This is a genomic window from Snodgrassella sp. ESL0304, from assembly GCF_013344995.1.
Taxonomy (GTDB): domain Bacteria; phylum Pseudomonadota; class Gammaproteobacteria; order Burkholderiales; family Neisseriaceae; genus Snodgrassella; species Snodgrassella alvi.
The window spans coordinates 153,540-179,081 of record NZ_JAAEDR010000013.1 but is presented as its reverse complement, the minus strand read 5'-3'; the positions used below and the strand labels follow the sequence as shown (position 1 = coordinate 179,081).

Genomic DNA, 25,542 nt, shown 5'->3' with positions numbered 1-25,542 from the left:
GACATAAAACGGCTATGTCTAATAATCGCATCAATCATCAACCTGCTTTCTTGCTTACCTCCCGTCCATGGAGTGAAAGCAGTCTGCAAATTGAAGTATTTTCCCGGGATTATGGCAGAGTAGTGATGCTGGCGCGCAGTGCGAGGCGCCGGCAAAGTGAATTGCGAGGTGTACTCGTTCCTTTTGTGCCGCTACAGCTATCCTGGTATGGGAATAATGAATTGAAAACTCTGCACCGGGCAGAATGGATAGGCGGCTGGCCTCAGCCTCAGAATCAGGCGTTATTCAGTGCCATGTATGTAAATGAGCTGGTACTAAAACTAACAGCCCGGGAGGATCCGTTACCTGATGTTCACGCGGCACTACATACCGTACTACAACATATTTCAAACGGCGAACACTTATCTGCACTGCGTTATTTTGAGTGGTCATTACTGCGTGCTTTAGGTATTGCTCCTGATATTAGTCAGGATAGTCAGGGGAAGGGGATCATTAATCATGAACGCTACTGGCTGCGCGCCGAACATGCCCCTGTTTTATTGATGCAGGCACAGATGTCAGCGCAGGAAAATGGTATTGTTGTTCACGGACACACTCTGAATGCATTAAATAACCGCTCACTAGCTGAACAGCCTGAATGGCATACCGAGGCCATAAGGCTGACACGTATGCTTCTGGATTTTCGTCTGCCTGAAGGTATCCTTAGCCGGCGTGTATTAAAACAATTGCAGCAATATACCGTATAGGAATAAAGAAACCTGGTTTGAAAAATAAAAAAAATGAATTCACAATTAGATTATAGTTTTTTTCTATAAAATTTTATTTTATGATCAATAAAATAATTATATTTTTTTGGTTAAATTGAATAAAAAATGTTCAGAACATTATCAGCTGAAAATTATATTTCATTTAAAAAATAATTATTTACATATATTCAATAAAAGAAATCTTTACAATAATTTTAAAAATTTAATATTTATTATGGCTAATATTTAACTAATTTTTTCATAGATAAAATTTATGAAAAAAATTGGTTAATAAACGACAGATAAAATGATTTTTGTAATCAATATAGCATTAAATTTTATAAAATTATTTACTTGGTAACCAAAATAAGTCAAAATAAGTTAAAACATGTATATATGGGCAGAATAAAATTTAATTTAACTTCCAATTAATTTAAAGCTGTTGTAACTTAATTATTATTAAATTTTTAAAACAAAATTTATTGAAAATTTTCATTTTGCTATATATTCCGTATCAAAACGCAGTAATGTAATGACTCTGATCTGTTATCAGTATTCAAATTTCAACAAGGAGTAATCATGTCAGAAAGTTTTCAGAACGAAGTACCACCAGCACGTGTCAATATTAAACTGGATTTACATACAGGAGGTGCTAAAAAACAAGTTGAATTACCTTTGCGTTTATTAGTGGCTGGCGATTTCAGCTTCAAAGAAAGCGATACTCCGCTGGCAGAACGTGAAAAAGTTTCAATTAATAAAAACAACTTTGATGCAGTGCTTGCTGAAATGAATCCAGCCGTAAAACTGTCTGTTCCAAATGCTCTGGCTGATGATAATTCCGAAATTCCTGTGAATCTTGAATTCAAATCAATGAAAGATTTTCATCCTGAACAGATTGTTCAGCAAGTACCTGAACTGAAATCGTTGCTAGCTATGCGAAATCTGCTGAGAGATTTGAAGTCCAATATTCTGGACAATGCAGTTTTACGCAAAGAACTGGAAAAAATTCTGCAGGACAAAAACCTTTCTGATGAGTTGCGCAAAGAACTTGAAGCAATCTCACCGATCATTTCTAAAGAATAAATACCGCAGAGGAAAATAAGTATGCAAAAAAATGTGCAGAATGCTGGTTCCGTTAAAAAGGGAAATGCTGTTCAACAGTCTGTTTATGAATCATTATTTGATAAAATAAATCTGAATACCGTCTCTACAGCTCCGACTTTTGACCATTACACCAATAATACAGCATTATCTGAATCTGCTACCAATGAACGTATCTCAGTAGCGATAAACGTATTCCTGAAAATGATTCAGGACAGTGCCCAAACTGTAGACAGATTGGATAAATCCTTACTGGATTTCCATATTGCCAAGCTGGACAAATTAATCAGCAATCAGTTAGACAATATTCTTCACCATCCTGAATTTCAGGCAATTGAAGGTACATGGCGTGGTCTGAAATTCTTAGTTGACCGTACCGATTTCCGTCAAAATGTCAAAATTGATGTACTTGATGTTTCAAAAGATGCTCTGATTCGCGATTTTGAAGACTCACCGGAAGTCATCCAAAGCGGTCTGTATAGCCATACTTACATTAACGAATATGACACCCCAGGCGGACAGCCTTTTGCCTCAATCATTTCGGCTTATGAATTTGACCGCTCCCCTCAGGACATTGAGCTGCTCAGAAATATTTCAAAAGTTTCCGCTGCTGCACATATGCCATTTATTGGTTCTGTAGGTCCTCAATTCTTTGGTAAAGAAACAATGGAAGAGGTTGCCTCAATCAAAGATATCGGCAACTACTTTGACCGTGCTGAATACATCAAATGGAACAGCTTCCGCAATACTGATGATGCCCGCTATATCGGTCTTACTCTACCGCGCTTTCTGGCACGTTTGCCTTATGGCAGTGAAACAGTACCGGTACGGAGTTTCAATTACAGTGAAGAAGTTAAAGGCCCTGATCACAATCGTTATTTGTGGGCTAATGCCACCTTTGCATTTGCAGCTAACATGGTAAGAAGCTTTATTAAAAATGGCTGGTGTGTTCAGATTCGTGGCCCGCAGGCCGGCGGACTGATTGAAAATCTGCCGATTCATTTATATGATCTGGGTTCCGGCGCACAAATGAAAATTCCGACGGAAGTATTAATTCCTGAAACACGGGAATTTGAATTTGCCAATCTGGGTTTTGTGCCATTATCGTTCTACAAAAATCATGATTTTGCATGTTTCTTCTCTGCAAATTCAACACAAAAACCAGCCCTGTACGATACTAAAGAGGCGACAGCCAATAGCCGTATCAATTCACGTCTTCCTTATATTTTCCTGCTGTCACGTCTGGCTCATTATCTGAAACTGATTCAGCGCGAAAATATCGGTATGACAAAAGACCGGCGTGTTCTGGAAGTGGAAATGAATAACTGGATACAGAATCTGGTTACAGAAATGACTGATCCAAGTGATGAGCTGCAGGCTTCACATCCGTTACGTCAGGCAAAAGTGGTAGTAGAAGATATTGAAGATAATCCGGGTTTCTTCAAAATTAAACTATTTGTCATTCCGCACTTCCAGATTGAAGGTATGGATATTAATCTTTCATTAGTATCTCAAATGCCAAAAGCTAAAAAATAATCCGGTATAAGCGAAAAATCTACCGATAGTTCCCTATCGGTAGATAACCATAAAGGATTGCTAAATGTCACGCGCTATTATTTGTAAGGGAGATACCACTACACATGGTGGGGTAGTACTTGAAGGTGATCCTATCGCAAAAATTGAAGGAAGACCGGTAGCACGTAAAGGCGATAAAGTTAGTTGTCCGAAATGTAGTGGTACTCATTACATTGTAGAAGGTGATCCCAAGCTAACAGTAAAGGGGCGTCTTATGGTTCTCGAAAACATGAAAACCAGCTGTGGTGCTCGATTGTTATCCAAACAATCATTAGCTAAATGTGAATAATCTATCTAATTTAGAACAGGTTGTAAGTTGAAAATCATCAATCCGATTTGGTACGAAGGTACCTTACTGCTGCCACAAATTTTCCAGCAACAGGAATTACTGCAACAGGCAAATGCCTTTAGCATAATGCAGTGTACGCGAATTATGCCATGGGGCGTAATGCGTATGGAAATAGACACTAATAGTCTCACTCTGAAAAAGCTTAAATTATCGGATTGTGCAGTATCATTTCAGGATGGTACTTGGTTTGATTCACAGCAGATGCAGTTTCTGCCGCCTGCCCGTGACTTATCACAATTACCGGATGACATACTCGAAACAACAGTATATTTAACATTACCAGAACTAAATACCGTAGGCAGTAATCTGCTTGAAAACAGCAGTAATGCACCATTACGATTTTCTAAACAGTTTGTTTCGGTTACTGATCTTTACGGTAGCCAGCAAACAGAAATTGCAGAAAAAAGATTGAATTTCAGCCTGAAATTCTCTCATGAGAACCGTCAGAATTTTTTGGCAATACCCATTCTTCGTCTGATTAAAAATCAAAATAATATCTGGCAGCTTGATGCACAATATATACCGCCAATATTCTTTATTGGCAGCAATATTTTTCTAATGGAGATGCTGTCAAGACAGATACAAATTCTGCTTAATAAAAGTCAGCGTCTTGGTTCATTACGAAAAGAACGTAATCAGCAATCAGCAGACTTTCTTGTATCCGATATTTCATTATTTTGGCTGCTGAACATACTCAATCAGTCTATACCGGAAATGGTGCTGTTACAAACACATAAAAATATTGCACCAGAAAACTACTACATCTTACTGGCACGTTTGGTTGGAAGTCTGCTGTCGTTTTCAATTGAATCCAGTATCAAAGACATACCGCAATATGATCCGTTTAATTTAGGTACAACATTCATCCGGTTAAATGAAATGCTTATAGAGCTGCTGGATACAGTTATACCTACAGTACTGGTACTGGTGGATCTTGAAAAAGTTGGTAATACCCGCTGGATTGGTCATCTGTTAGATGCACGTTTGGATGAAAACACAGATTACTATATTTCTGTTCGTGCCAGTGTTCCGTTATATGAACTTCAGGAACGCTTTCCGAAACTATGTAAGATTGGTTCTCCTGATGATGTTGAGCGAATTCTGCCGTCAGCATCCAATGGTATTCCATTAAGAATGATGCAGCGTTTACCCAGCGCATTACCCATGCGTTCAGAAGCTACCTATTTTGCATTAGATAAGTCGCACCCGGGCTTTAAAGCCATGATAGCAGCCAGATCATGCTGTATTTATTCACCTAATTCATTTGATGGATTAAATATCGAATTATATGCGGTGCCAAATGAAGAATAACGAAATTCCAGATTACGTACGGGAAAATTTACGTAATTATATTTTATTTGTAACGCGGTTAAGTTTAGGGCATGCCATTCAGGATATGGATGAAGTGCAGTTGCTTGCTATTCATTTTGTTTCAGAGTTTGATCAGAAACTGAGTGAAAATCACCTGCCTGAGCATGAGCGAAAACAGATAAAGTATGCATTGTTTGCACTTGTTGATGAGCTTGCCTTACGCTTTTTAGATAGCAAAAGTAAATCAATTTGGGAAAACAGCCCGTTACAGGTATCCCAATTTGGTGAGTATGATGCTGGTATACAATTATTTGAAGATATTCAAACTGAATTACATAAACCGGATCCGTCATTCTGGCTTTTAAGTGTTTGGCAGCTGGTATTTGCTCTTGGATTTAATGGTAAATATTTATTTGAAGAAACACATGCTCGTAATGAACTCATTACCAAAATTGATTCGCATTTGCCTGAAATAATCATTCCTTCACTTCAGACTAATCGAAGATTGCGCCCGATTACTATACGTTCTTTTTCGACAGTGAGCTGGTGTTTAGCTTTTCTGGTGTTCACTGTGGTTATATATCTGGTGCTGAATAAATATCTCAGTAATCTGGTTGCCAGTATTGGATAAGGTACCAAATGAGTAAACGCATTTATTACACATTACTGCTTGTCTGGATTGTTTGCCTGTCGCTATATTTTATCTGGCAAATTTGGGATATATACTGGGTAATCAAAATATGCTTGAGTATACTCATAGTACTGGCATGTGGATTTCTGTGGTATCAGAATCAATTTTGGTTTCGTAAGCAAAGTGCAGCAAGTCTGTACAATATACCTAAATCCCAGCGCATCATTCTCGTAGCAGGCGATGATATATCTGATTGGATAGAATCTTCTGAACGTTGGAGACTGTTGCGTGATTCAATGTGGATCAGGGTAGAAGACTGTGCGCAGTTAATCAGCATTTATCAGAATCTGGATGAACAGAATAAAATAGCTAACGGTATATTTCTGATACTTAATCCAGATAAATATCCTCATGTGGCAGCATTAGAGCAGCGTATTTCACAATGGCGGCAAGAAATCGAAACTATTCAGGCTTCATACAAACGCTGCCTACCGCTGACATTGGGTATCCATACCGATCTGCTTAATGAAAATCTTGATTACTGGCCTGAAAACAATAGTAACCATTTGTGCAGGGAGCGTACAGATGTGCAAGAGTACTTTTCCTGTTTACAAAAACAATTGGATAGCAGAGCAGCATTGAATGCCCGACAGCCGGAACATCTGGACTATACAACTACATCCACACTTTATCTGAATCAGCAATGGCTTAGTAAATATGTGATTAAAAATTTGTTACCGGAAAAATCATATCGTTATTCTCTGTATATGATGTCATGTGTCTGGTTAAACAGTTTCAATACTAATCAGCAAGCAGGCTGGCGTAAATTTGAAATTGAAAAAACTGGATTTGTTAGTCCGACTCATGTTTTTACAGTTAACGGTCTGAAAAATTTTCCGGTTATTGAGAATAGCTTTGTTCGCCAGCATTATTTAAGTAAAGGTGCAAAATATCTGTGCTACGCAATTGACTGTTTCCTGATGTTCATTCTTATTGGTACCGAGTATTCGTTTGTTCAAAATAAAAAATGGCTGCAGGAAGTTATTGCTGCTCATCAGCAATATATAGCAATACCTCAGCACCTTGAAAATGAACGTATAGATAGTATTAAAAATTTAAAAATCATTCAGCAGACCTTACAGGATTATAAGACATTCGGTGAGCCCAGAAGAATGGGATTTGGTTTATATCATGCTACTGAATTATTACCAGTTATCAATAAAGACATAAATTCTTTCCAGATAGAGAAGCAGAAAAAACAAATTATCCGTTTAGATACCACAGCATTGTTTGACGTGGGTCAGAGTCAGCTTAAAGCGGATGCGAAACTGGTTTTACAAGGGGTTTTAACCTGGGTACAGGCAAACCCGAATAAAAGAGTACTAATAGATGGTCATACCGATAACACCGGAAATGCCGCCAGCAATAAAACTCTGTCATTTCACAGAGCTGAAGCTGTACGTGACTGGCTAGTGAGTGCATCCACCTTTCCGGAAGACCATTTTACTGTACAGGGATATGGGGATAGTAAACCCATAGCAACCAACGACGACCCGCAAGGGCGTAGTAAAAATCGTCGTGTCGAAATTACCTTGGTTGATATGAATCATACCGACTAATGTAATATTTATTAACTAATTAAAGGATATTCATATGGCAATTCCTGCTTACTTATGGATCAAGGATGACGGTGGTTCAGAGGTTAAAGGCTCTGTAACTGTACAGAATCGTGAAGGCACAGTAGAAGTATTGGCATTCGATCACGAAGTTTATATTCCTACTGACGGCAATACCGGTAAACTGACAGGTACTCGTGTACACAAACCTATTTCTTTTGTAAAAGAATATGATGCTTCTTCACCATATCTTTACAAAGCAGTAACCAATGGTCAGAACCTTAAATCTCTAGAATTTAAATGGTATCGCATTGACGATGCAGGTCAGGAGAAAGAATATTTCAACACCCTGCTTGAAAATGTGAAAGTAGTGGCTGTGCGTCCTAAAATGCACAACATTAAAGAAACCAGTAAAGAACGCTATAACCATCTTGAAGAAGTGGAATTGCGTTACGAAAAAATTACCTGGGCTTACAAGGATGGCAATATTGTTCATTCCGACAGCTGGGTTGAGAACCGTTAATTTTAATTAACTCAAGGCGCACGCATCTGTGCGCCTTTTTAAGTATTTAGTCGGAGCCGTAATGAAAGATTCAATGCAATTATTAAGAAAACTCAATGAAAATTGTGCACGGGCACTGAATGAGGCTGCTAACTTCTGTTTAAGCCGTGGTCATCATGAAATATTGCCTGAACATTTTCTCGTCAAATTACTTGAAACAGATAATAATGACCTGAATCTCTTATTACGCCAGAACGAAATCAACATCAACCGGTTGTGGGATGATTTGCTGGCAGGACTGGATAAATTGCCCTGGCAGCGAGTACCCCAGAAACCTGAGCTTTCACGCGCATTACTTAAATGGATAGAGCAGGCATGGATGCTGGCATCTATTGAACACGGACAGGAAGAAGTCCGCTCATTGCATTTGCTTGAAGCTATCCAGAAAATTCCTAGCATCTTCACACTTACAGATTTATGGCAGTTACTGATATTTAGAGCAGGACAACTGGCTGAAGCAGGACGATGGCTTGATAAATACTCAGTTGAAGCAAACACAGACAATGATGCGATCTTCACCAAGAGAATAGATACCGATAGTAAAGCAGCAGAACCTGCTGAAACACCAGCCACACAGAATATACTTAATACCAGTAACTTACAGGATAAACAATCGCCGGCAGAACAGGAAGCCTTGTCACGTTTTACCATCGATCTTACTCAAAGAGCCAGAGACGGATATATTGATGCAATTTTCGGACGGGATGAAGAAATCAGCCAAATAGAAGATATTTTGAGCAGACGACGTAAAAATAATCCAATATTGGTAGGTGAACCGGGAGTAGGTAAAACAGCACTTGTTGAAGGGCTGGCATTGAAAATCGCCAATGACGAAGTGGGCAGCCATCTGAAAAATACCCATATTCTTGCTCTTGATATGGGGCTTTTACAGGCAGGTTCCGGCTTGAAAGGTGAATTTGAGCAGCGCCTGAAAACGGTAATCGAAGCCATTCAGCATGCTTCCGAACCAACCATCCTGTTTATAGATGAAGCTCATACCATTATTGGTGCCGGTAATCAGGCCGGAGGGTCTGATGCAGCCAACTTACTCAAACCTGCACTTGCCCGTGGTCAGTTGCGTACAATCGCAGCAACAACCTGGTCTGAATACAAACAATATTTTGAAACCGATGCTGCTCTTGAGCGCCGTTTTCAGCCGGTAAAAGTAGATGAACCGGATGATGAAAAAGCCTGTCAGATGCTGCGCGGTATTGCTAAACTCTATGCAGAACATCATCAGGTACATATCAAAGATGATGCGATTAAAGCCGCTGTTACATTGTCACGTCGGTATTTACCGGATCGTCAGCTTCCTGATAAAGCCATCGATTTACTGGATACCGCTGCAGCTAAAGTCAGACTTGGTATGCAAACATTACCACTGAATCTGATTAAAAAAATCTCCCTGCACAGCGCACTTCAAGAAGAAATCGACCGTCTGCAACAGGATACTCTTCTCGGACATCAGATAGATAACGAAAGAATGGAACAGTGCCGGCAGCAGCTACAGCAATTAGACCAGGAAATAGAAGAAGAAAAACAAAAATTTGTTCAGGAGCAAGAAGCTGCTCAGGCAGTACTGGATGCGCGTACAAAAGATGAGCACGAAAGCAATCTGCATACACATAATCAGTCTTTTCAGCAATTGCAGCAAAACATTAGCCTGGATGTAGATCAGCAAGTCATTGCCAGTGTAATTAGTGAATGGACAGGCATTCCTGCCGGTCGCATGCTGGATGATGAAATTGAGCGTCTGATGACCTTATCTGAACAACTTAACAGTGAAGTAATTGGTCAGGAAGACAGCGTTAGTAGTATTGTTAATCATATTCGTACCCAGAAAGCCGGACTTGGCGAACCCAACAAACCACTTGGTGTATTCCTGCTAACAGGTACATCCGGCGTTGGCAAAACCAGAACAGCCAAAGCGCTGGCCAGATCACTTTTTGGTAGTGAAGATACAATGATTACCATCAATATGTCTGAATATCAGGAATCGCATACAGTAGCTCAGCTTAAAGGTGCGCCTCCGGGATATGTGGGCTATGGCAAAGGCGGAGTCCTTACTGAAGCAGTACGTAAGCGTCCTTATTCAGTAGTACTGCTAGATGAAATAGAAAAAGCCCATCCGGATGTGCTTAATATTTTCTATCAGGTATTTGACCAGGGTGTTATGCGAGACGGAGAAGGGCGCATCATCAACTTCAAAAACACCATTCTGCTGATGACATCCAATCTGGGCAGCGAAGCTTTACAAAATGCTCCTGATGCCGATTTACCAACCCGACTGGAACTGGTCGATCAGCCCATCCGGGAAGTTCTTGCTCCTGCTTTGCTCGGGCGTATGAATGTACTGGCTTTTCGTCCGTTATCAGCTGACGATATGCAGATTATTATCCGTCAGCAACTAGACCGCATTGCAGCCAAAATTGCAGCTCAATTTGCTGTTATCTGTGAGTATAGTAATACACTGGTAGAGGCGCTGGCGCAAACAACAGCCGGTCATGATTTGGGCGTACGCTATTTTGAACAGATGTTGCAGCAGCAAATTGTCCCCGAACTGGCCAGACAATTATTGCTGGAAAAGCAGCAAGGCCAGAATAGTGCCTATATCCAGCTTAATTTGGGTGAGCAGGGCGTAGTCATTACATTGAGTGATGAACCAATGAAAGAGGTGGCAGCTGAAACAAATAGCGAAAATCAGCCAATATAACTGTTAATCACTGAACATAGTAAAAAGGGCAGACTTAAATAAGTATATGTCCTTTTTGCTATTTATATATCAGCATATTAGTTTTAATTTGGCCATACTTTAAAACTAATCAGCCACAGATTGAATTATTATCGAATAAAAATTGTGTTTGAATTAAATTACCCAGATTCTTTGTTTATATTTTGTTTGTAAATAGACGAATTTATATTTGCCAAAATGTGTACTGAGCCATTTAGGCATATGTATTTGCAGTCGGTTTGTTATATATTAAACGTGTAGAGTAGTTTATTATGAATAACAATAGAAAAATCAGTTAAAGTATACCCTGCGTGATTAATTCAGTCTTTATCCATATTTTGACATAACATTCAGAAAAAAATTATCAATATAAAATAGCCAGTAAGTTTTAGTATACTGGCTAAAAATACTTGAAACTGATAAATTGAATTTTAATTAATTGAGTTCAGGTCGAGACATTATATTAATTGAATTCTGCGGCGTAGGTGGCTGCATAGTAAATTTAGGGTTTGTTGTGTATTTTAGGTGGATTTTGGTATCTATTTTTACTGTTCCATCTATACTCTCCACCTCCTTAGGAAATGCTAGCTGTTCACGGATGCCTATAATTCTTCCTTTTAAATCAAAATAATAATTATATTGTATGGGGATTTGATTATTTTTGAATTGCTTTATAACACTAAAATAGGGATTTTTAAAAACACCGCTGTCATCAGAATCATGTTCATCAAAAAAATAAGAATTAAAAGTAGAAGTGAATTCGTCAATTATATTTTGTAATGCAGCATAATCCTCAGGTTTATATTTACTATTCTGATCAGCTTTGTCTGCAGCCTCTTTTAAAGCCTTTGAAAGGCTTTCAAGCATTGTATTATCAATTTTCTGCATTAAAGCGTAGTCTACATTCAGATTAACCTGATACTTTGCTTTCAGTGTTTTTCCATACTCATCAACGTTTACTTTTTTGAATGCATCCGGTTCAATTGCTGCATAACCATCATCAATTGATTTTGGTAAGCTTTTTAACAGATCGGATAAAGGCATGTTTTTTATTTGAGATTTTGGTACAGCTAATTGTAAATATTTGTCACCAATTACCATTCTTGTATGAGGTATTTTATCTAGCAAATGTGTAATAGCAGAAACATCTGCGTATAGAGATAGATTTTTGAAGTCTATATAGGTGGGAAATTTAAAAGAAACCAGTACATTTTTGTTTTCATAACGAACTTCCGGAATTATTTCCATTTGCCCTTTTCGTATGTCTATAGCACCGGAAAAGGGTACTGAAAAGGATTGACTGAATTGCTCAAAAAAAGGTGCCAGAGAATTTTTTGGTTTTGATTCATTATCATCATCATCGTCATCTGCTTCTGTTTGAGGTAGTGGTTTTGATGCAGTATTTAGAAGCTTGTTATGTGTTTCATTAGTTTTGTTTATTTCAGATGTATCAGAAGAAATTTCATCTTCATTGTTTGTATTAGGATTAATATGATATTCTCCTTGAAAAGAACCACTGAAGTTCAAGCGATTATCTTTTAAAATCATTTGCTGGACACCAGCACGCACCATTTTATCCGGTGAATTGTCATTTATGTGGCTGCATGCTGAAACTATTCCTGCTAGAGTCAATGTTAATATTATTTTTGTAAAATTTAACCCCATAAAATTCCCTTTAAATTAACCGATTTTTTGTTAGATGTTATTTTATTTGTAAATATATTAACTTATGTTTACCTAATATATACCGTTGAGCTTATGGTATCTGTATTTGCAGACAGTTTGGTATATATCAAATGAGTAGGTAGTTTGTTATGACAGGACTATAAAATTCACTCAAGGTATACTTGTCGTGATTCATTCTGTCTGGATTTATGTTTTTGAATTAACATATAATAAATAACTTATCAATGAAAAAAGCCAGTATGTAAAACATACTGGCTAAAAAATTTAAATCAGATCAGATAAGAAAATTAATCATTACCAACCAAGACGAGCCCCTATATTGATTGAGTTTTGTGGTGTAGGCTGCATGGTAAATTTAGGGCTTCCGGTGTAATCCATCCGAAATTTATAATCTATTCTGATTGTTCCTTTTGGCTCTTCCCTACCTGTTATTGCCATTGGAATATCAGTCTTAATGCGAATACCTATAATGCGACCTTTTGAATCAAAGTAGAAATTACCTACTATTAGATTAGATTGATTTTTGAGCTGCTTCATATAAGCACCCATAGGAGTGTCTGCAAGAGCATTATCACTATCGGAATAAATTGAAGCTAAAGCGTCAATTATATTCCCCAGTAAAGCGTAATCTTCTGGTTTATATTTATTATTCTTATCAGCCTTGGCTGCTGTCTCTTTTAGAGTCTTAGAAAGACTTTGTAGAAGTACAGTATTATATTTAAGGCTTGAAGCATAGTCTGTATTCAGATTAACCTGATATTTTGCTTCCAGTGTTTTTCCAAATTCGTCGACATTTACTTTTTTGAATGCGCTCGGATCAATTGATGCATAACTGTCATCTACAGATTTAGGTAAGCTTTTTAATAAATCTGCTACAGGTATGTGTTGTGCTTTATCCTGCGGTACAGCAAATTGCATATATTTGTCACCAATTACCATTTTATTGTAAGGCATAGTATCTGACAGATGTGTAATTGCAGAACCATCGAGATATAAGGACAAATTATTAAAATCTAAATAGGTAGGAAATTTAAAAGAAATCAGTACGTTTTTATCTTCATAACGGACTTCAGGAATCACTTCCATCACCCCTTTTTTCATATCTACAGCACCAGTGAAAGGTACGGAAAAAGATTTACCGAATTGTCCTAAAAATTGCCCTATAGATTTGTTATACAAATCCATTTGTTTGCGGTGATACTCTGTTAATTCTGAAGTATCATCATCATATTCTTCTGATGCAGAGGCTTCTGATGCAGATACTTCTGATGCAATTATTGGCTCGGTTATTTCTGAAGAATTTTTATCTTCATTATTCTGAATAATAAATTCTGTCTGATAAGAACCACTAAAATTAAACTGATTGTCTTCTGTCATAATGCGCTGAATACCAGTGCGCACCATTTTGTCAGGGGATTTTTCAGTTTTATTACCACATGCCGAAATCATACCGGCAACAGCCAGCATTAATATTATTTTTGTAAATTTCAATCTCATAAGAGTCCCTTAGTTTAATAAGCAAAATATATTGTTAATAATTGTATTTTAATTGTAATAAAATGACCAGAAAAAATTAATAAATTACAATTCTAATCAGATATTATAACGAGAACATTATCTATTTCAAGGTTTTAAGCCGAGCATCTGTTAAAACCATTTTAAAAAAGTTATTGCAAAAATAAATTAAATTAATGATAGTAAATATAAATTATAAATTGTTTTGTTGAGAAAAATAATTTATAATTCATAAAATTTTTATAAATTTGGTTTAAATTTTGGAGTTTTTATGAAAGAATATAAAGTTGTTATTTATCAGGAAGGTGCTCTGGCTTCTATGTTTCTGGGCGCGGCAAATGCAGATCCTGTAAAATTTTCCAACTTTCTAAATCGAAATGCTAAAGAAGGATGGCGTGTAGTAACAATGGAAAAAGATATGCGTCGTCTATTTTTACTGTGGAGAAGAGAAGCTTATTTATTAGTAATGGAGAGAGATATTGGTTAAAAAAGCCGGATTAGGATGCCTTTATATTTTCATATTCTGGTGTGTCTTATTGATGCTGGAATTATGGTGGGACATTTTTCCTGCTGAAATTTTTCTAAAAATATCTATATCTTTAGGAATTTTATTCTTTGCTTTGTTGGCGATAGCCGTGGTTCTTGATCAGTTGAACTCAGATAAAAAGCTAAAAGATAAAAATTATTTAGAATAATATTTATTTTGTACTTGAAAATCCAAGTTTAATATTAAATAAACTAGTTAAAAATTTAAATGATTTCGAATTTTTTAAATTAAGTATAAATATTAGGTAATTTATTATTTCACTTGGTTTATCTTTTTTCTAAATGGTTGATATTTTTGTTTTATGATTGAATAACTTTGTCATTTAATTTGATAAAGTTTATAAGGTATTATTCATTTGTGCAGCATATATCAAGTTATGAACAGATTTTTATTACATCTTCAAAAAATAATAACAAAATTTCAAGATTTATAATCTTTTACTCTAAACATAGCAGAATAAACAAATAATTTTTTATCCGCGCGGATGATGCTGAAGCACAATTTGTTTCAGGCGTTCATTGGCAACATGTGTGTAAATTTGTGTTGTGCCGATATCAGCGTGTCCCAGAAGCAATTGCACTACACGTAAATCTGCACCATGATTCACAAGATGCGTAGCAAAAGCATGACGCAAACCATGCGGGCTAAGATGATGAATGCCGGCTACAGTAGCATATTTGGTCACAATCATCCAGGCCAGCTGCCGAGTGATGGCTGTTTTTTTCTGACTGACAAATACGGCATCACAAGCTCGTCCTTTAAGTAAAGCAGGGCGGGCATCCGTAAAGTAACTTTCCAGCCAGTCGGTTGCTTCTTCCCCTAATGGAACCATACGCTGTTTATTTCCTTTTCCGATGGTACTTAACAGGCCGTTTTGTAAATCGATTTCATTGATTCGTAAGTTAACAGCTTCGCTAACTCTCAATCCAGTAGCGTACATAAGTTCCAGTAAGGCTTTATCACGCAGACCCAGAAAGGTTTTGGTATCCGGGGCTGCTAATAGAGCATCTATCTGTGTTTCGGAAATAATATCCGGCAAGTATTGGCCTTTTTTAGGCATTTGCAGCTGCTCGGTAGGTATATCCTGACGGCGGTTATATTCATGCATCCAACTGAACAGACGTTTACAGGCTGATAATGCCCGTGCCTGTGAAGATGGTTTTTCACTGGGGATAAATACAGCAGATGCAAGTGACAAGGGATCTACATTCAGCCAGTTCAGATGTTCGGCTTGTATGCGACGAGCAATTTTATTCAAATCCCGCCGGTAACTTTCCAGTGTATTGAATGCCAGCTGCTCGCTAAGCCAAAGATGTTCGAGCAATGACTCGATTGGTTCGAGTAGTTCTGCCGGTAAAGTATCATTTACCATGTTGCTCCTTCGTGTTTAAGCAGCCAACGCTTTATATTTAGTTCAAAAGCATTGGTACTGAGGCTGAACCCTCCCAGACCACTGGCTGATACAACCCGATGACAAGGAATAATAATTGGTAACGGGTTTTTACCACAGGCCTGACCTACGGCTCTGGGTGAACTGTTTAGCACACGCGCGATATCTCCGTAAGTGGCAATCTGACCATAGGGGATATCGGCAATAACCTGCCAAACTTTTTGCTGAAATGCAGTGCCGTCAGTGGAAGGAGGATAGTTAAATTTTTGCAGGCTGCCATTAAAATAGGAGTCAAGCTGCTTTGCCCAGAATCCAGTCAGGTTAGGTAAGGCTTCGGAAAAGGGTGTTTGCCAATGGATAGCCTTTAATTTTTGCTCAGGACTGAATTCCAGTTTTAATGAGCAGCAGGGCGCTTGATATGAGTAACTAGGCATGCTGTTGCAGTGTATTTAATACGATCTGGGCGTGACCGGCCGCTTTAACTTTACGCCATTCCTGTGTAATTTGCCCGTCCTGATTCAGGATAAAGGTACTTCTTTCAATACCGAATACTTTTTTACCATACATGTTTTTCTCTTTAAGTACATCAAATTGTCTGCATACTGTTTCTTCACTGTCTGAAAGTAGGGTAACGTTGAGTTCATATTTGCAGATAAAATTATGATGGCTTTTCATACTATCACGGGAAATACCAATCACGTTATAGCCCAGTTGTTTGAATTGGGGCAGTAAAGCACTGAATTCCTGTGCTTCGGTTGTACAGCCCGGTGTGCTGTCTTTCGGATAGAAATAAACCACAGCTGGTAAATGTTCTGCAATATTAAAGTTATTTCCTTCGGTATCCGGAAGTGTAAACAGCATAGATTGAGACATTATTTATTTTCCTTTGTATATATTGATTACCTTGGATTAATCGCGAATAAAAGCAGTAATCAGAGGTACATCGCCAATTAGACGGCTGCAGTGTCCATGAATATTTGAGTCGAAGGTAATGCCTTCAGGTAAAGTATCGGCAGAATAAAAATGTTCTCCGGCACTAAAGCGGCGGGTACTACCATCGCGCAGTCCGATTTCCATCACTCCTTGCAATACTATCAGCCATTGTGGTTTACCAGTGCAGTGAAAATCACTTTTAAAACCCACCGGACTGTAACGTAATTGTAACCCTTCTGCATTAAACCAAGGTGATAACTGGCTTTTTTCATTACCTTCGTTTAATTCAATTTTTTCTTCTTTGAATCGGGCAAAACCATCACTTCCGGTATATAAAATTACTTTAGTAAATGTTGTCATAATTTCTACTCATAGCCTAATGGTAAAAAAATCAGTGCAGAGATGTGTATCTGCACTGAAAGAATAATAAATCAGCCTATAACGCCAAGATTGTCATCATTGGACGGGGTATTATTGTGTTTGGGAAGCAGCCATAAAGTGGCAATGATGTCCAGAAGGTAAATAGATGCCAGCAAGCATAAGGCAACATAAAATGACCATTCTTTGACCAGAAAACCGATAACCAGCGGCCCTAATCCGCCAATGCCACGACCCAGATTAAATAATACATTCTGGGCAGTTGCACGCACATGCGGGGGGAAGTTATCAGAAATCAGTGCTCCATAGCCGCCAATCATGCCATTGACAAATAAGCCCATAATGGCACCGCATATCAGTAATGCAGTGGGGTCCTGCAACTGTGCATATTGTGCCACCATGATAAAAGAACCAATCTGGTAAATCAGAAAGATTTTCCAGCGGGCAAAATGGTCGGCCAGAAAACCGAACAGCCAGATACCGATAATCATGCCAATAACGGTGACCGCAGTCCAGTTGCCGGAATCTGTAAGGCTGAATCCCAGTTTTTTGGCAAGATAACTGGGCATCCAGATCATTAAACCGTAATAACCGAAATTTTGTACGGCGCAAAGGATAAATATGCCCAGACTGGTTTTAGCTGTCTGACGGTCTTTAACCAGTAATTTAAGACGCGCAGAAAATGACAACTCACCATTTGCTTTATGTTCGCGGGTAAATTGTTCCGGTTCATTGGTATCATGACGAATAAAGTAGGATACGATAGCCGGAAATAATCCTACAACAAACATGCCGCGCCAGCCGATATGCTGAAGCAGAAATGGTGTAATAAAGGTAGCCGCCAGTACGCCCAGCTGCCAGCCGATACCGACGAAGGCTGATGCGCGATTACGTTTTGATGCAGGCCATACTTCTGCAATCATAGCCATACCGATACCGAACTCTCCGCCCAGCCCCATACCTGCCAGAGCCCGGTAAATAAGCAGGTCGTAATAACCTTGTGCAACCGCACACAGACCAGTAAAAACGGCAAACATGAGAATGGTTAGCGATAACATGCGTATCCGGCCGAAGCGATCACTTAAATGTCCGAAAACGATACCTCCGACAACAGAACCGATTAATGTCCATGTTACCAGTGAACCTGCCTGAGAAGGATTCAGTCCGAGATCAGCACTGATGGCGCTGAGCATAAAACCGAGTATCAGCAGGTCAAAACCATCCATGGCATAGCCACTGATAGCGGCAACCATAGCTTTTGCAGGAGTTAATTTTTTTCTTGGTTGTTTCATAAGGGGACTTACAATCGAGAATCTAAAATGTTAATAACAGTTTTGCCTGCACCGGCAGGCTGATTAATATCACCGGTCTGTGCTGGTGTTGTAATTGGAGAAAAATGTTCACGGTCAAAGGCAATATCGCCGCCATGTGGCAGTTGTTGTCCACGTTGCAAGCCGGCAAAATTGAATAAATGATAATCAGCCAGATGCGAGGGTACGATGTTTTGCATGGCCGAAAACATGGATTCAATGCGCCCGGGAAACTGTTTGTCCCATTGCCGGAGCATGTCTTTGATAACCTGCCGTTGCAGATTGGGCTGTGAGCCACACAGGTTGCATGGAATAATTGGAAATTCCAGCATTTGCGCATACCGGATCAGATCTTTTTCTTTAACATAGGCTAAGGGTCTGATGATGATATGTTCACCGTTATCTGACAGCAGTTTGGGCGGCATGGCTTTAAGTTTGCCTCCGTAAAACATGTTCAGAAACAGGGTTTCCAGAATATCATCGCGATGGTGACCTAAAGCAATTTTGGTACAGTTATTTTCTTTGGCTACCCGGTATAAAATACCGCGTCGCAAACGGCTGCACAGGCCACAGGTAGTTTTGCCTTCATCTATTACCCGTTTGACTACGCTATAAGTGTCTTCTTCAATAATTTGAAACGGAACGCCAAGACTTTGCAGATAATCCGGCAGTATATGTGCAGGAAAACCAGGTTGTTTCTGGTCGAGATTAACTGCAAGAATTTCAAATTGTACTGGTGCAGATTTTTGTAATCTGAGCAGGATGTCCAATAATGCATAGCTGTCTTTACCACCGGAAAGGCAAACCATGATTTTGTCGCCGTCTTCAATCATCTGAAAATCATTAATAGCAGCGCCAACCTGATGACGAAGTCTTTTAATCAGTTTATTGTTTTCGTATTCGCGTTTTGGTGTATGAGACATGGATACAGCACTAATTTATGCAAATACCTGCAATTGTACAATAATTAAAAGGCCGGCAGATGTGACTTAGCCGGCCTGTGTTAATTTTTACATGAATTAAAAAGGAGTTTTCAGCCTTTTTTTACTGGTTCTTTATCAAGCTCAAACACTTGGTGCAGTACACGGGTGGCTAGCTCCAGATATTTTTCATCAATTAACACGGACACTTTGATTTCAGAAGTAGAAATCATCTGGATATTGATATTTTCTTTAGCCAGAGTACGGAACATGGTAGAAGCAATGCCAACATGTGAACGCATGCCCATACCGACTATTGATACTTTACATACGGTATCATCGCCGCAGACTTCACGCGCTCCTATTGTTTTCTGCACTTCATGAAGAATATCCAGCGTATTCTGATAATCACTGCGTGGTACGGTAAAGGAAAAGTCTGTGGTTCCTGCTGAGCCGACATTCTGAATAATCATATCCACTTCAATATTGGCATCGGCGACAGCTCCCAGTATCAGTGAAGCCATTCCCGGCGTATCCGGTACCCCGCGCACATTAATTCGTGCCTGATTTTTATCAAAAGCAATACCGGATACTGCCGCATGTTCCATCATATTCTGATCCTCTTCAAATGTGATTAATGTGCCATTACCGCTGTTTTCCAGACTGCTTAATACGCGCAGCCGCACTTTATATTTACCGGCAAACTCTACTGAGCGGATTTGTAATACTTTACTGCCCAGACTGGCCAGTTCCAGCATTTCTTCAAATGAAATGGTATTGAGACGGCGCGCTTCCGGTACGACACGCGGGTCGGTGGTGTATACGCCATCCACATCAGTATAGATCTGGCATTCGTCTGCTTTCAGTGCTGCTGCCAGTGCTACTGCTGAGGTATCCGAACCGCCGCGACCCAGAGTGGTAATATCATTGTTGGCATTAACACCCTGAAAACCGGCTATGATAACAACTTTGCCGGCATTGAGATCTGTGCGGATGCGTATCTCATCGATCGCATCAATGCGTGCTTTGGTATGAGCACAATCGGTTTTAACGGCTACCTGCCAGCCAGTATAGCTCTTTGCGTCTACGCCAATACTGTGCAAAGCCATGGCAAGCAGACCGATAGTGACCTGTTCACCTGTTGATAAAACAACGTCCAGTTCACGCGGATTGGGCTTTTCCTGAATTTCATGTGCCAGTGCAACCAAACGGTTGGTTTCTCCGCTCATAGCGGATACAACCACTACTACATCATCACCATTGGCTCTGGCTTGTGCTACACGACGAGCTACATTTTTTATACGTTCAACTGTTCCAACTGATGTACCGCCGTATTTCTGTACGATTAACGCCATAATACTGCTTGCTTTCCGGGTTGTTATAATGTCAAAAAAGGACAGGTTGTGTTAACCCTGCCTGCTTAAATATCCTGTCGGATATTCTTTTTAGCATTTTTATCATGCAAAAACAAGCTGCTGAGTTAGTATTTTGTCAGGTTCAGGCAGCTTGTTTTAAATAGTGTTTAAATTCGGAAAATAGGTGATTGTATTTTTGTGAATTAATTTTCAGCCAGTGCTTGTTGCTGAGCAGCAAGAATTTGTTTAATTCCTTTTTGTGCCAGGGTGATTAAATCATTTAACTGACCGATACTGAAAGTAGCTCCTTCGGCTGTACCCTGAATTTCAACCAGCTGCTGTGAGGCGGTCATCACTACATTAATATCCGCATCACAGGATGAATCTTCCGGATAATCCAAATCGAGCAGGAGATTACCGTCAATCATACCGACAGAGATAGCAGCTACAGCTTCACGAATCGGATTTTCTCTGATCAGGCCTGTTTCCAGTAATTTTCTGACTGCCAGAGCAAGAGCAACATAAGCGCCGCTGATGCTGGCGGTGCGTGTGCCTCCGTCGGCCTGTATAACATCACAGTCAATCAGTATCTGGCGGCTGCCCAGTTTTTCTAAATCTACGACTGCCCGTAAGGAACGTCCAATCAGGCGCTGAATTTCCTGAGTTCTCCCCGATTGCTTTCCTGCTACTGCTTCGCGGCGCATACGGCCATTGGCAGAGGCGGGCAGCATGCCATATTCTGCTGTTACCCAGCCACGACCCTGATCTTTTAAAAAGCCGGGTACATTTTCATCAATAGTTGCTGTGCAAATTACTTTAGTATTACCGCAGCAAATCAGTACAGAACCGTCTGCCTGTGCGAGGAAATCAGGCACGATACTAAGATGACGTGGCTCATCGTCAGCACGTCCGGAACGATTGGATAGAAGTGTGTTTTTCATATTTAGAGACTTTGTCGGGAGATGAATGCAGAATTATATAACCAGTGTGTTGCGATTCATATCAATTAAACCTTTTATGGATTAAGCCGTTTTCGTTATACTTGATTTAATTGCCAGTTTGAATATAACCCGGCAGGAATAAACGGTTTAAGGAAAATATATATGTTATACAGTATGACTGGCTATGCAAATGCTTCAGAACAATGTGGAAATCGCCAAATCAATATTGAGCTCAGAGCAGTTAACCATCGTTATCTGGATATCCAGTTTAAAATTGCAGAAGAATTACGTCCGTTTGAAGGCAAGATGCGTGAATTAATCAGTTCTCAGGTGACACGGGGTAAACTGGAATGCCGTATTCAGATTCAGACTCTGCCCAGCGAAAGTACTGATGATTTACCGGTTAATCACAAACTGGTAGAACAACTGGCATCATTTAATCAGCAGTTGCGTCGCAAGTATAAAGATTTAGGTAAATTAACTGTTGCAGATATTTTGCATTTCCACGGTGTTCTTGTGGCGCCAACGGAAGACGAGGAAATATTACATAACGGTGTACTGACTTTACTGGGACAAGTCCTCACCGAATTTAAAGCAGCGCGGGCTCGTGAGGGTGAAAAACTGCAGCAGCATTTGCTGGATCGTCTGAATGATATGACAGATATCGTGGCAGCTATGCAGCAGTTATTCCCGCAATTATTGCAGGACTATATGAATAAGGCTGAAGCCCGTTTGCGCGAGGCAGTGGCTCAGGTAGATGCAGAGCGCCTGAAACAGGAATTCGCATTGTTTATGCAAAAAGCTGATGTAGATGAAGAACTGAATCGTTTAAATACGCACATAGCTGAAGCACGACGTCTGATAGAAGAACATCGCGGCAGCGTGGGTAAACGTCTGGATTTTCTGATGCAGGAACTAAATCGCGAAGCGAATACGCTTGGCAGTAAAGCAATAGCCATTGAATGTACACAGGCATCAGTAGGGCTTAAAGTACTGATTGAACAAATGCGCGAGCAGGTACAGAACGTAGAATAAACAATAGCTGTTTATGCCATACTATTAAAAACCAGAATTACTTTTCAAATTGAAACTGGCAATTCTGGTTTTGTTTTAATTCCAGTATCTGTTTGAAACCAATTCTAAAAAGCCAGTTTAACCATACGATTGGCAGCTTCAATACATTCTTCGACACTGGATACCAGTGCGATCCGCACAAAGCCTGCTCCGGAGTTACCGTATGGTGTATTACGGGCAAGATAACGTCCCGGTAATACACGAATCGCTGCTTTTTGCCATAATTTCTGTGTAAAGGCCAAATCATCACAATCGGGAACATTCAGCCACAGATAGAATGAAGCATCAGGTTTATGCAGAACAAATTTTTGCTGTAATATCGGAATTACTTTATCAAATTTTTCCCGATACAGATTACGATTGGCAATGACGTGTTCTTCATCATTCCATGCTGCAATACTGGCGTATTGTGTGGGCAGGCTCATGGCACTGCCATGATAGGTGCGGTAGAGCAGAAAATCAGCCAGTAGTTTACTGTCACCTGCTACAAAACCGGAACGCAGACCGGGTGCATTAGAACGTTTAGACAGGCTGGTAAACATAATCAGACGGTCGAATGTCCGGCCTAACTGAGTAGCCGCCTGTAATGCACCCAGAGGCTTATTATCATCATCAAAGTAAATTTCTGAATAGCATTCATCTGACGCAATCACAAATCCGTATTTGTCCTGTAAGGCAAATAGTTTTTTCCATTCGTCCAGATTCATTACCGCGCCACTGGGATTGCCCGGAGAGCAAACAAAAACCAATTGTACCTTTGGCCATGTATTCTGATCGATTTCCTGCCATTGCGGCATAAAATGCGGAGCGCGGCAATTGACATATTCTACCCGCGCGCCAGCCAGCAAGGCTGAACCTTCATATATCTGATAAAAGGGGTTCGGGCTGACAACTACAGGCTGATATTCAGTACTGCTGTCAATGATGGTTTGAGTAAATGCAAATAATGCTTCCCGGCTGCCCAACACGGGTAATACTTCAGTATCAGGATTAATTTTTACCCCTGAGTAGCGGCGCATAAGCCATTGAGCACAAGCCTGACGAAGCTCAGGAATGCCGGCAGTAGCCGGATAGGCTGCAAGTCCGTCCAGATGCTGAATCAGTGCATCAGTTAAAACCGACGGGGTAGGGTGTTTGGGTTCACCAATATGTAATGATATAGGCTGGAGATCAGCCGGTGGTTCCAGACCATCCATTAATTTACGTAATCTGGCAAAAGGATAGGGCTGTAACAATTCCAGTTTCGGATTCATAATCGTAAATACAAATTATTGTAAATGCTTTGATACTACCACCAATCAAATTACTGCGGCAGTAAGTATTCATTTTTAGCTCCGGAAAATACCGGTTACAGACAAATAAAAAACCACATGCATGCATGTGGCTTATGAAATTATTCAGCATTTTCAGGCAGATTTCTGGACAGCCTGAATTTCGCCGGTCAGTAAATATTCAATGGTTTCTTTAACAGTGCGCATCGCTGAGCCGAATGGCAGCGGATCTTTACCACGGAAAAATAAACCTTTGTCAGTTTCTCCGCGCCAGGCTGCAGCAAGTTTCAGATCAATACAGAATTGTCCGACTTTTTCCAGACCATCACGTAAACCGCATACAGACAAACAGTTAATCCCCTGCGTACAGCGCCGCGGGTCTGCTTTGGCATTAGCCTGTAATACGCTTTCACGTTTCAGATAGCTATCCAGAAATTTAGTTTTAACGCCGCGTGCCGGCAAGCCGGCTACCGACATGAATTCTACAATTTGTTCGCCTTCGGCACCGGCGAGAGTTTTTTTGAAATTGATATGAGCATCACCTTCCTGAGTTACAGCAAATGCTGTACCGATTTGTACAGCAGCTGCACCCCATTCTTGTAAGGCTACAGTGATTTTCTGAAAATTAGCCATCCCGCCAGCAATGATCAAAGGAATTTTTTCCCGTTCCAGATCAAGTTTTTTAAATAATTCGAATGTTTCAGTCAGTACCCGTTTAAATTCAAAACGTTCATCATTAACACCGGCAACAGTAGCTGCACCAAGATGCCCGGCAGCATGGGCGGGATGTTCGATTACAATTGCATCAGGCAGACGGTTCTTTTTCATCCAGCGTTTAAGCACAATACCAATACCGCGTGATTCCGACAAAATAGGCAGCAAAGCAACATCAGGAAAATTTTCAGTCATATCCGGCAAGTCCAGCGGCAGACCGGCTCCCATTACAATTGCATGTGCACCGGATTCACAAGCCTGCTGTACCATAGCATGATGGTCTTTAACCGCTTTCATTACATTAACGGCGATCATTCCGCGTCCTTCAGACTGGGCAAGTGCGGATTTGATTTCACGATCAAGTGCAATCCTGTTTAAGGTATCGTATTTTTCCTGTGTAGGATTTTCTTTGGACTGCTCAAGTAAATCGGGATGCAAATGACGTAAATCCACGCTTGCAATCGTTCCTACCCCATTTTCCCGCGCTACTGCACTGGCCAGACTTGAGGCGGAAACACCTACGCCCATACCGCCCTGAACAATCGGAATGAGATGATGATTGCGAATAACTAGTGGTGCAAATTCCTGCATATTGCTTCCTGTATTTTGTTTAGTAAGCGATGCTTTAAAGTATTGCTTCGAATAAAAGCCTGTAATTACAGTAAAAAACGTTGGAAAGCATTTTAATTCAGCTGGCTTTTATCAATTAGTGCTTCTACTCTATTCTTGCGCAAGGACACTGTCAAGAGATTAAAACTTCTCAGAGCGATATGGCTTTCTCAAAATGGTAAAATTTGTATGATTTGTACGACAAGGTTAGTTAATGTAATGATTGTCATTTAAGCCTTAATGCTTAGAGCAATTATTACCAACTCATGTTATATTC

At 39.8% G+C, this 25,542-nt stretch carries 24 protein-coding genes; 12 read left to right on the top strand and 12 right to left on the bottom strand.

Annotated features, from left to right (window positions below; all coding sequences use genetic code 11):
• Positions 1 to 14: 14 nt before the first annotated feature.
• The 9 genes from recO to tssH all read left to right on the top strand — a co-directional run bounded on the left by recO (position 15) and on the right by tssH (position 10,604).
• A complete protein-coding gene (recO, locus tag GYX91_RS06555) occupies positions 15 to 746 on the top strand; it encodes a DNA repair protein RecO (RefSeq protein WP_174830295.1) in 732 nt (243 codons plus the stop codon).
• 579 nt (positions 747 to 1,325) lie between these two features.
• Complete coding sequence (tssB, locus tag GYX91_RS06550) at positions 1,326 to 1,829, top strand: type VI secretion system contractile sheath small subunit (RefSeq protein WP_025330951.1); 504 nt, start codon at positions 1,326 to 1,328, stop codon at positions 1,827 to 1,829.
• A 21-nt stretch (positions 1,830 to 1,850) separates the two neighbouring features.
• Positions 1,851 to 3,383 (top strand): type VI secretion system contractile sheath large subunit, encoded by a 1,533-nt coding sequence (gene tssC, locus GYX91_RS06545; RefSeq protein ID WP_037392136.1) that lies wholly within the window; start codon positions 1,851 to 1,853, stop codon positions 3,381 to 3,383.
• 64 nt (positions 3,384 to 3,447) lie between these two features.
• On the top strand, positions 3,448 to 3,711 hold the full coding sequence (locus tag GYX91_RS06540; RefSeq protein ID WP_025330949.1) for a PAAR domain-containing protein: 264 nt from the start codon (positions 3,448 to 3,450) through the stop codon (positions 3,709 to 3,711).
• A gap of 27 nt (positions 3,712 to 3,738) precedes the next feature.
• Positions 3,739 to 5,082 carry a type VI secretion system baseplate subunit TssK gene (tssK, locus tag GYX91_RS06535; protein ID WP_078474412.1) on the top strand — a complete coding sequence of 448 codons (1,344 nt, stop codon included), beginning with the start codon at positions 3,739 to 3,741 and terminating at the stop codon, positions 5,080 to 5,082.
• The gene (locus GYX91_RS06530; protein WP_171991476.1) at positions 5,072 to 5,713 is read left to right on the top strand and encodes a DotU family type IV/VI secretion system protein; all 642 of its coding nucleotides are present in this window, start codon (positions 5,072 to 5,074) and stop codon (positions 5,711 to 5,713) included. Before tssK ends, GYX91_RS06530 begins: the two co-directional genes overlap by 11 nt.
• A gap of 8 nt (positions 5,714 to 5,721) precedes the next feature.
• Entirely contained in the window at positions 5,722 to 7,332 is a 1,611-nt protein-coding gene (locus tag GYX91_RS06525) for an OmpA family protein (protein ID WP_078474410.1), read from the top strand.
• A 34-nt stretch (positions 7,333 to 7,366) separates the two neighbouring features.
• Complete coding sequence (locus GYX91_RS06520) at positions 7,367 to 7,852, top strand: Hcp family type VI secretion system effector (RefSeq protein ID WP_037392137.1); 486 nt, start codon at positions 7,367 to 7,369, stop codon at positions 7,850 to 7,852.
• A 61-nt stretch (positions 7,853 to 7,913) separates the two neighbouring features.
• Positions 7,914 to 10,604, top strand: a complete 2,691-nt coding sequence (gene tssH / locus GYX91_RS06515) for a type VI secretion system ATPase TssH (protein WP_174830292.1) — start codon at positions 7,914 to 7,916, stop codon at positions 10,602 to 10,604.
• Between the two features lie 453 nt (positions 10,605 to 11,057).
• Here tssH and GYX91_RS06510 read toward each other — a convergent pair whose 3' ends face one another.
• A complete protein-coding gene (locus GYX91_RS06510; RefSeq protein WP_084550019.1) occupies positions 11,058 to 12,287 on the bottom strand; it encodes a hypothetical protein in 1,230 nt (409 codons plus the stop codon).
• Positions 12,288 to 12,602: 315 nt separating this feature from the next.
• On the bottom strand, positions 12,603 to 13,805 hold the full coding sequence (locus GYX91_RS06505) for a hypothetical protein (RefSeq protein WP_084550017.1): 1,203 nt from the start codon (positions 13,803 to 13,805) through the stop codon (positions 12,603 to 12,605).
• A gap of 289 nt (positions 13,806 to 14,094) precedes the next feature.
• On the opposite strand from GYX91_RS06505, the gene GYX91_RS06500 reads away from it, so the two are divergent.
• Positions 14,095 to 14,310 carry a DUF4177 domain-containing protein gene (locus GYX91_RS06500; protein WP_025330941.1) on the top strand — a complete coding sequence of 72 codons (216 nt, stop codon included), beginning with the start codon at positions 14,095 to 14,097 and terminating at the stop codon, positions 14,308 to 14,310.
• A 52-nt stretch (positions 14,311 to 14,362) separates the two neighbouring features.
• Positions 14,363 to 14,518 (top strand): hypothetical protein, encoded by a 156-nt coding sequence (locus GYX91_RS06495; RefSeq protein WP_172338487.1) that lies wholly within the window; start codon positions 14,363 to 14,365, stop codon positions 14,516 to 14,518.
• Positions 14,519 to 14,842: 324 nt separating this feature from the next.
• On the opposite strand, the gene xerD is transcribed toward GYX91_RS06495, so the two are convergent.
• The 8 genes from xerD to rph form a co-directional block, all read right to left on the bottom strand.
• The gene (gene xerD, locus GYX91_RS06490) at positions 14,843 to 15,742 is read right to left on the bottom strand and encodes a site-specific tyrosine recombinase XerD (protein WP_084550015.1); all 900 of its coding nucleotides are present in this window, start codon (positions 15,740 to 15,742) and stop codon (positions 14,843 to 14,845) included.
• Positions 15,736 to 16,194: a methylated-DNA--[protein]-cysteine S-methyltransferase gene (locus tag GYX91_RS06485; RefSeq protein WP_025330938.1), complete on the bottom strand. Its 459-nt coding sequence runs from the start codon at positions 16,192 to 16,194 to the stop codon at positions 15,736 to 15,738. The genes xerD and GYX91_RS06485 overlap by 7 nt, the downstream gene beginning before the upstream one ends.
• Complete coding sequence (locus GYX91_RS06480) at positions 16,187 to 16,633, bottom strand: peroxiredoxin (RefSeq protein WP_084550013.1); 447 nt, start codon at positions 16,631 to 16,633, stop codon at positions 16,187 to 16,189. Before GYX91_RS06480 ends, GYX91_RS06485 begins: the two co-directional genes overlap by 8 nt.
• Positions 16,634 to 16,669: 36 nt before the next feature.
• A complete protein-coding gene (locus tag GYX91_RS06475; RefSeq protein WP_084547264.1) occupies positions 16,670 to 17,053 on the bottom strand; it encodes a hypothetical protein in 384 nt (127 codons plus the stop codon).
• Between the two features lie 71 nt (positions 17,054 to 17,124).
• Complete coding sequence (locus tag GYX91_RS06470) at positions 17,125 to 18,363, bottom strand: MFS transporter (RefSeq protein ID WP_025330935.1); 1,239 nt, start codon at positions 18,361 to 18,363, stop codon at positions 17,125 to 17,127.
• Positions 18,364 to 18,371: 8 nt separating this feature from the next.
• Positions 18,372 to 19,304 carry a tRNA 2-thiocytidine(32) synthetase TtcA gene (gene ttcA / locus GYX91_RS06465; protein WP_174830290.1) on the bottom strand — a complete coding sequence of 311 codons (933 nt, stop codon included), beginning with the start codon at positions 19,302 to 19,304 and terminating at the stop codon, positions 18,372 to 18,374.
• A gap of 110 nt (positions 19,305 to 19,414) precedes the next feature.
• Entirely contained in the window at positions 19,415 to 20,656 is a 1,242-nt protein-coding gene (locus GYX91_RS06460) for an aspartate kinase (RefSeq protein ID WP_025330933.1), read from the bottom strand.
• A gap of 203 nt (positions 20,657 to 20,859) precedes the next feature.
• A complete protein-coding gene (gene rph / locus GYX91_RS06455) occupies positions 20,860 to 21,597 on the bottom strand; it encodes a ribonuclease PH (RefSeq protein ID WP_174830288.1) in 738 nt (245 codons plus the stop codon).
• 162 nt (positions 21,598 to 21,759) lie between these two features.
• On the opposite strand from rph, the gene GYX91_RS06450 reads away from it, so the two are divergent.
• Positions 21,760 to 22,632, top strand: a complete 873-nt coding sequence (locus tag GYX91_RS06450) for a YicC/YloC family endoribonuclease (RefSeq protein ID WP_084563869.1) — start codon at positions 21,760 to 21,762, stop codon at positions 22,630 to 22,632.
• 104 nt (positions 22,633 to 22,736) lie between these two features.
• Here the strand turns inward: GYX91_RS06450 and dapC are convergent, their stop codons facing one another.
• Together dapC and GYX91_RS06440 are read right to left on the bottom strand one after the other, a co-directional pair.
• Complete coding sequence (gene dapC / locus GYX91_RS06445; protein WP_174830286.1) at positions 22,737 to 23,924, bottom strand: succinyldiaminopimelate transaminase; 1,188 nt, start codon at positions 23,922 to 23,924, stop codon at positions 22,737 to 22,739.
• Between the two features lie 153 nt (positions 23,925 to 24,077).
• Positions 24,078 to 25,247: a nitronate monooxygenase family protein gene (locus tag GYX91_RS06440; RefSeq protein WP_025330929.1), complete on the bottom strand. Its 1,170-nt coding sequence runs from the start codon at positions 25,245 to 25,247 to the stop codon at positions 24,078 to 24,080.
• Positions 25,248 to 25,542 lie beyond the last annotated feature (295 nt).

What these genes read in the sequence shown, in the direction of transcription:
- recO (WP_174830295.1), top strand. Translation starts at nt 15, where the DNA reads ATGTCTAATAATCGCATCAATCATCAACCTGCTTTCTTGCTTACCTCC.
- tssB (WP_025330951.1), top strand. Translation starts at nt 1,326, where the DNA reads ATGTCAGAAAGTTTTCAGAACGAAGTACCACCAGCACGTGTCAATATT.
- tssC (WP_037392136.1), top strand. Translation starts at nt 1,851, where the DNA reads ATGCAAAAAAATGTGCAGAATGCTGGTTCCGTTAAAAAGGGAAATGCT.
- GYX91_RS06540 (WP_025330949.1), top strand. Translation starts at nt 3,448, where the DNA reads ATGTCACGCGCTATTATTTGTAAGGGAGATACCACTACACATGGTGGG.
- GYX91_RS06530 (WP_171991476.1), top strand. Translation starts at nt 5,072, where the DNA reads ATGAAGAATAACGAAATTCCAGATTACGTACGGGAAAATTTACGTAAT.
- GYX91_RS06525 (WP_078474410.1), top strand. Translation starts at nt 5,722, where the DNA reads ATGAGTAAACGCATTTATTACACATTACTGCTTGTCTGGATTGTTTGC.
- GYX91_RS06520 (WP_037392137.1), top strand. Translation starts at nt 7,367, where the DNA reads ATGGCAATTCCTGCTTACTTATGGATCAAGGATGACGGTGGTTCAGAG.
- tssH (WP_174830292.1), top strand. Translation starts at nt 7,914, where the DNA reads ATGAAAGATTCAATGCAATTATTAAGAAAACTCAATGAAAATTGTGCA.
- GYX91_RS06510 (WP_084550019.1), bottom strand. Translation starts at nt 12,287, where the DNA reads ATGGGGTTAAATTTTACAAAAATAATATTAACATTGACTCTAGCAGGA.
- GYX91_RS06505 (WP_084550017.1), bottom strand. Translation starts at nt 13,805, where the DNA reads ATGAGATTGAAATTTACAAAAATAATATTAATGCTGGCTGTTGCCGGT.
- GYX91_RS06500 (WP_025330941.1), top strand. Translation starts at nt 14,095, where the DNA reads ATGAAAGAATATAAAGTTGTTATTTATCAGGAAGGTGCTCTGGCTTCT.
- GYX91_RS06495 (WP_172338487.1), top strand. Translation starts at nt 14,363, where the DNA reads ATGCTGGAATTATGGTGGGACATTTTTCCTGCTGAAATTTTTCTAAAA.
- xerD (WP_084550015.1), bottom strand. Translation starts at nt 15,742, where the DNA reads ATGGTAAATGATACTTTACCGGCAGAACTACTCGAACCAATCGAGTCA.
- GYX91_RS06485 (WP_025330938.1), bottom strand. Translation starts at nt 16,194, where the DNA reads ATGCCTAGTTACTCATATCAAGCGCCCTGCTGCTCATTAAAACTGGAA.
- GYX91_RS06480 (WP_084550013.1), bottom strand. Translation starts at nt 16,633, where the DNA reads ATGTCTCAATCTATGCTGTTTACACTTCCGGATACCGAAGGAAATAAC.
- GYX91_RS06475 (WP_084547264.1), bottom strand. Translation starts at nt 17,053, where the DNA reads ATGACAACATTTACTAAAGTAATTTTATATACCGGAAGTGATGGTTTT.
- GYX91_RS06470 (WP_025330935.1), bottom strand. Translation starts at nt 18,363, where the DNA reads ATGAAACAACCAAGAAAAAAATTAACTCCTGCAAAAGCTATGGTTGCC.
- ttcA (WP_174830290.1), bottom strand. Translation starts at nt 19,304, where the DNA reads ATGTCTCATACACCAAAACGCGAATACGAAAACAATAAACTGATTAAA.
- GYX91_RS06460 (WP_025330933.1), bottom strand. Translation starts at nt 20,656, where the DNA reads ATGGCGTTAATCGTACAGAAATACGGCGGTACATCAGTTGGAACAGTT.
- rph (WP_174830288.1), bottom strand. Translation starts at nt 21,597, where the DNA reads ATGAAAAACACACTTCTATCCAATCGTTCCGGACGTGCTGACGATGAG.
- GYX91_RS06450 (WP_084563869.1), top strand. Translation starts at nt 21,760, where the DNA reads ATGTTATACAGTATGACTGGCTATGCAAATGCTTCAGAACAATGTGGA.
- dapC (WP_174830286.1), bottom strand. Translation starts at nt 23,924, where the DNA reads ATGAATCCGAAACTGGAATTGTTACAGCCCTATCCTTTTGCCAGATTA.
- GYX91_RS06440 (WP_025330929.1), bottom strand. Translation starts at nt 25,247, where the DNA reads ATGCAGGAATTTGCACCACTAGTTATTCGCAATCATCATCTCATTCCG.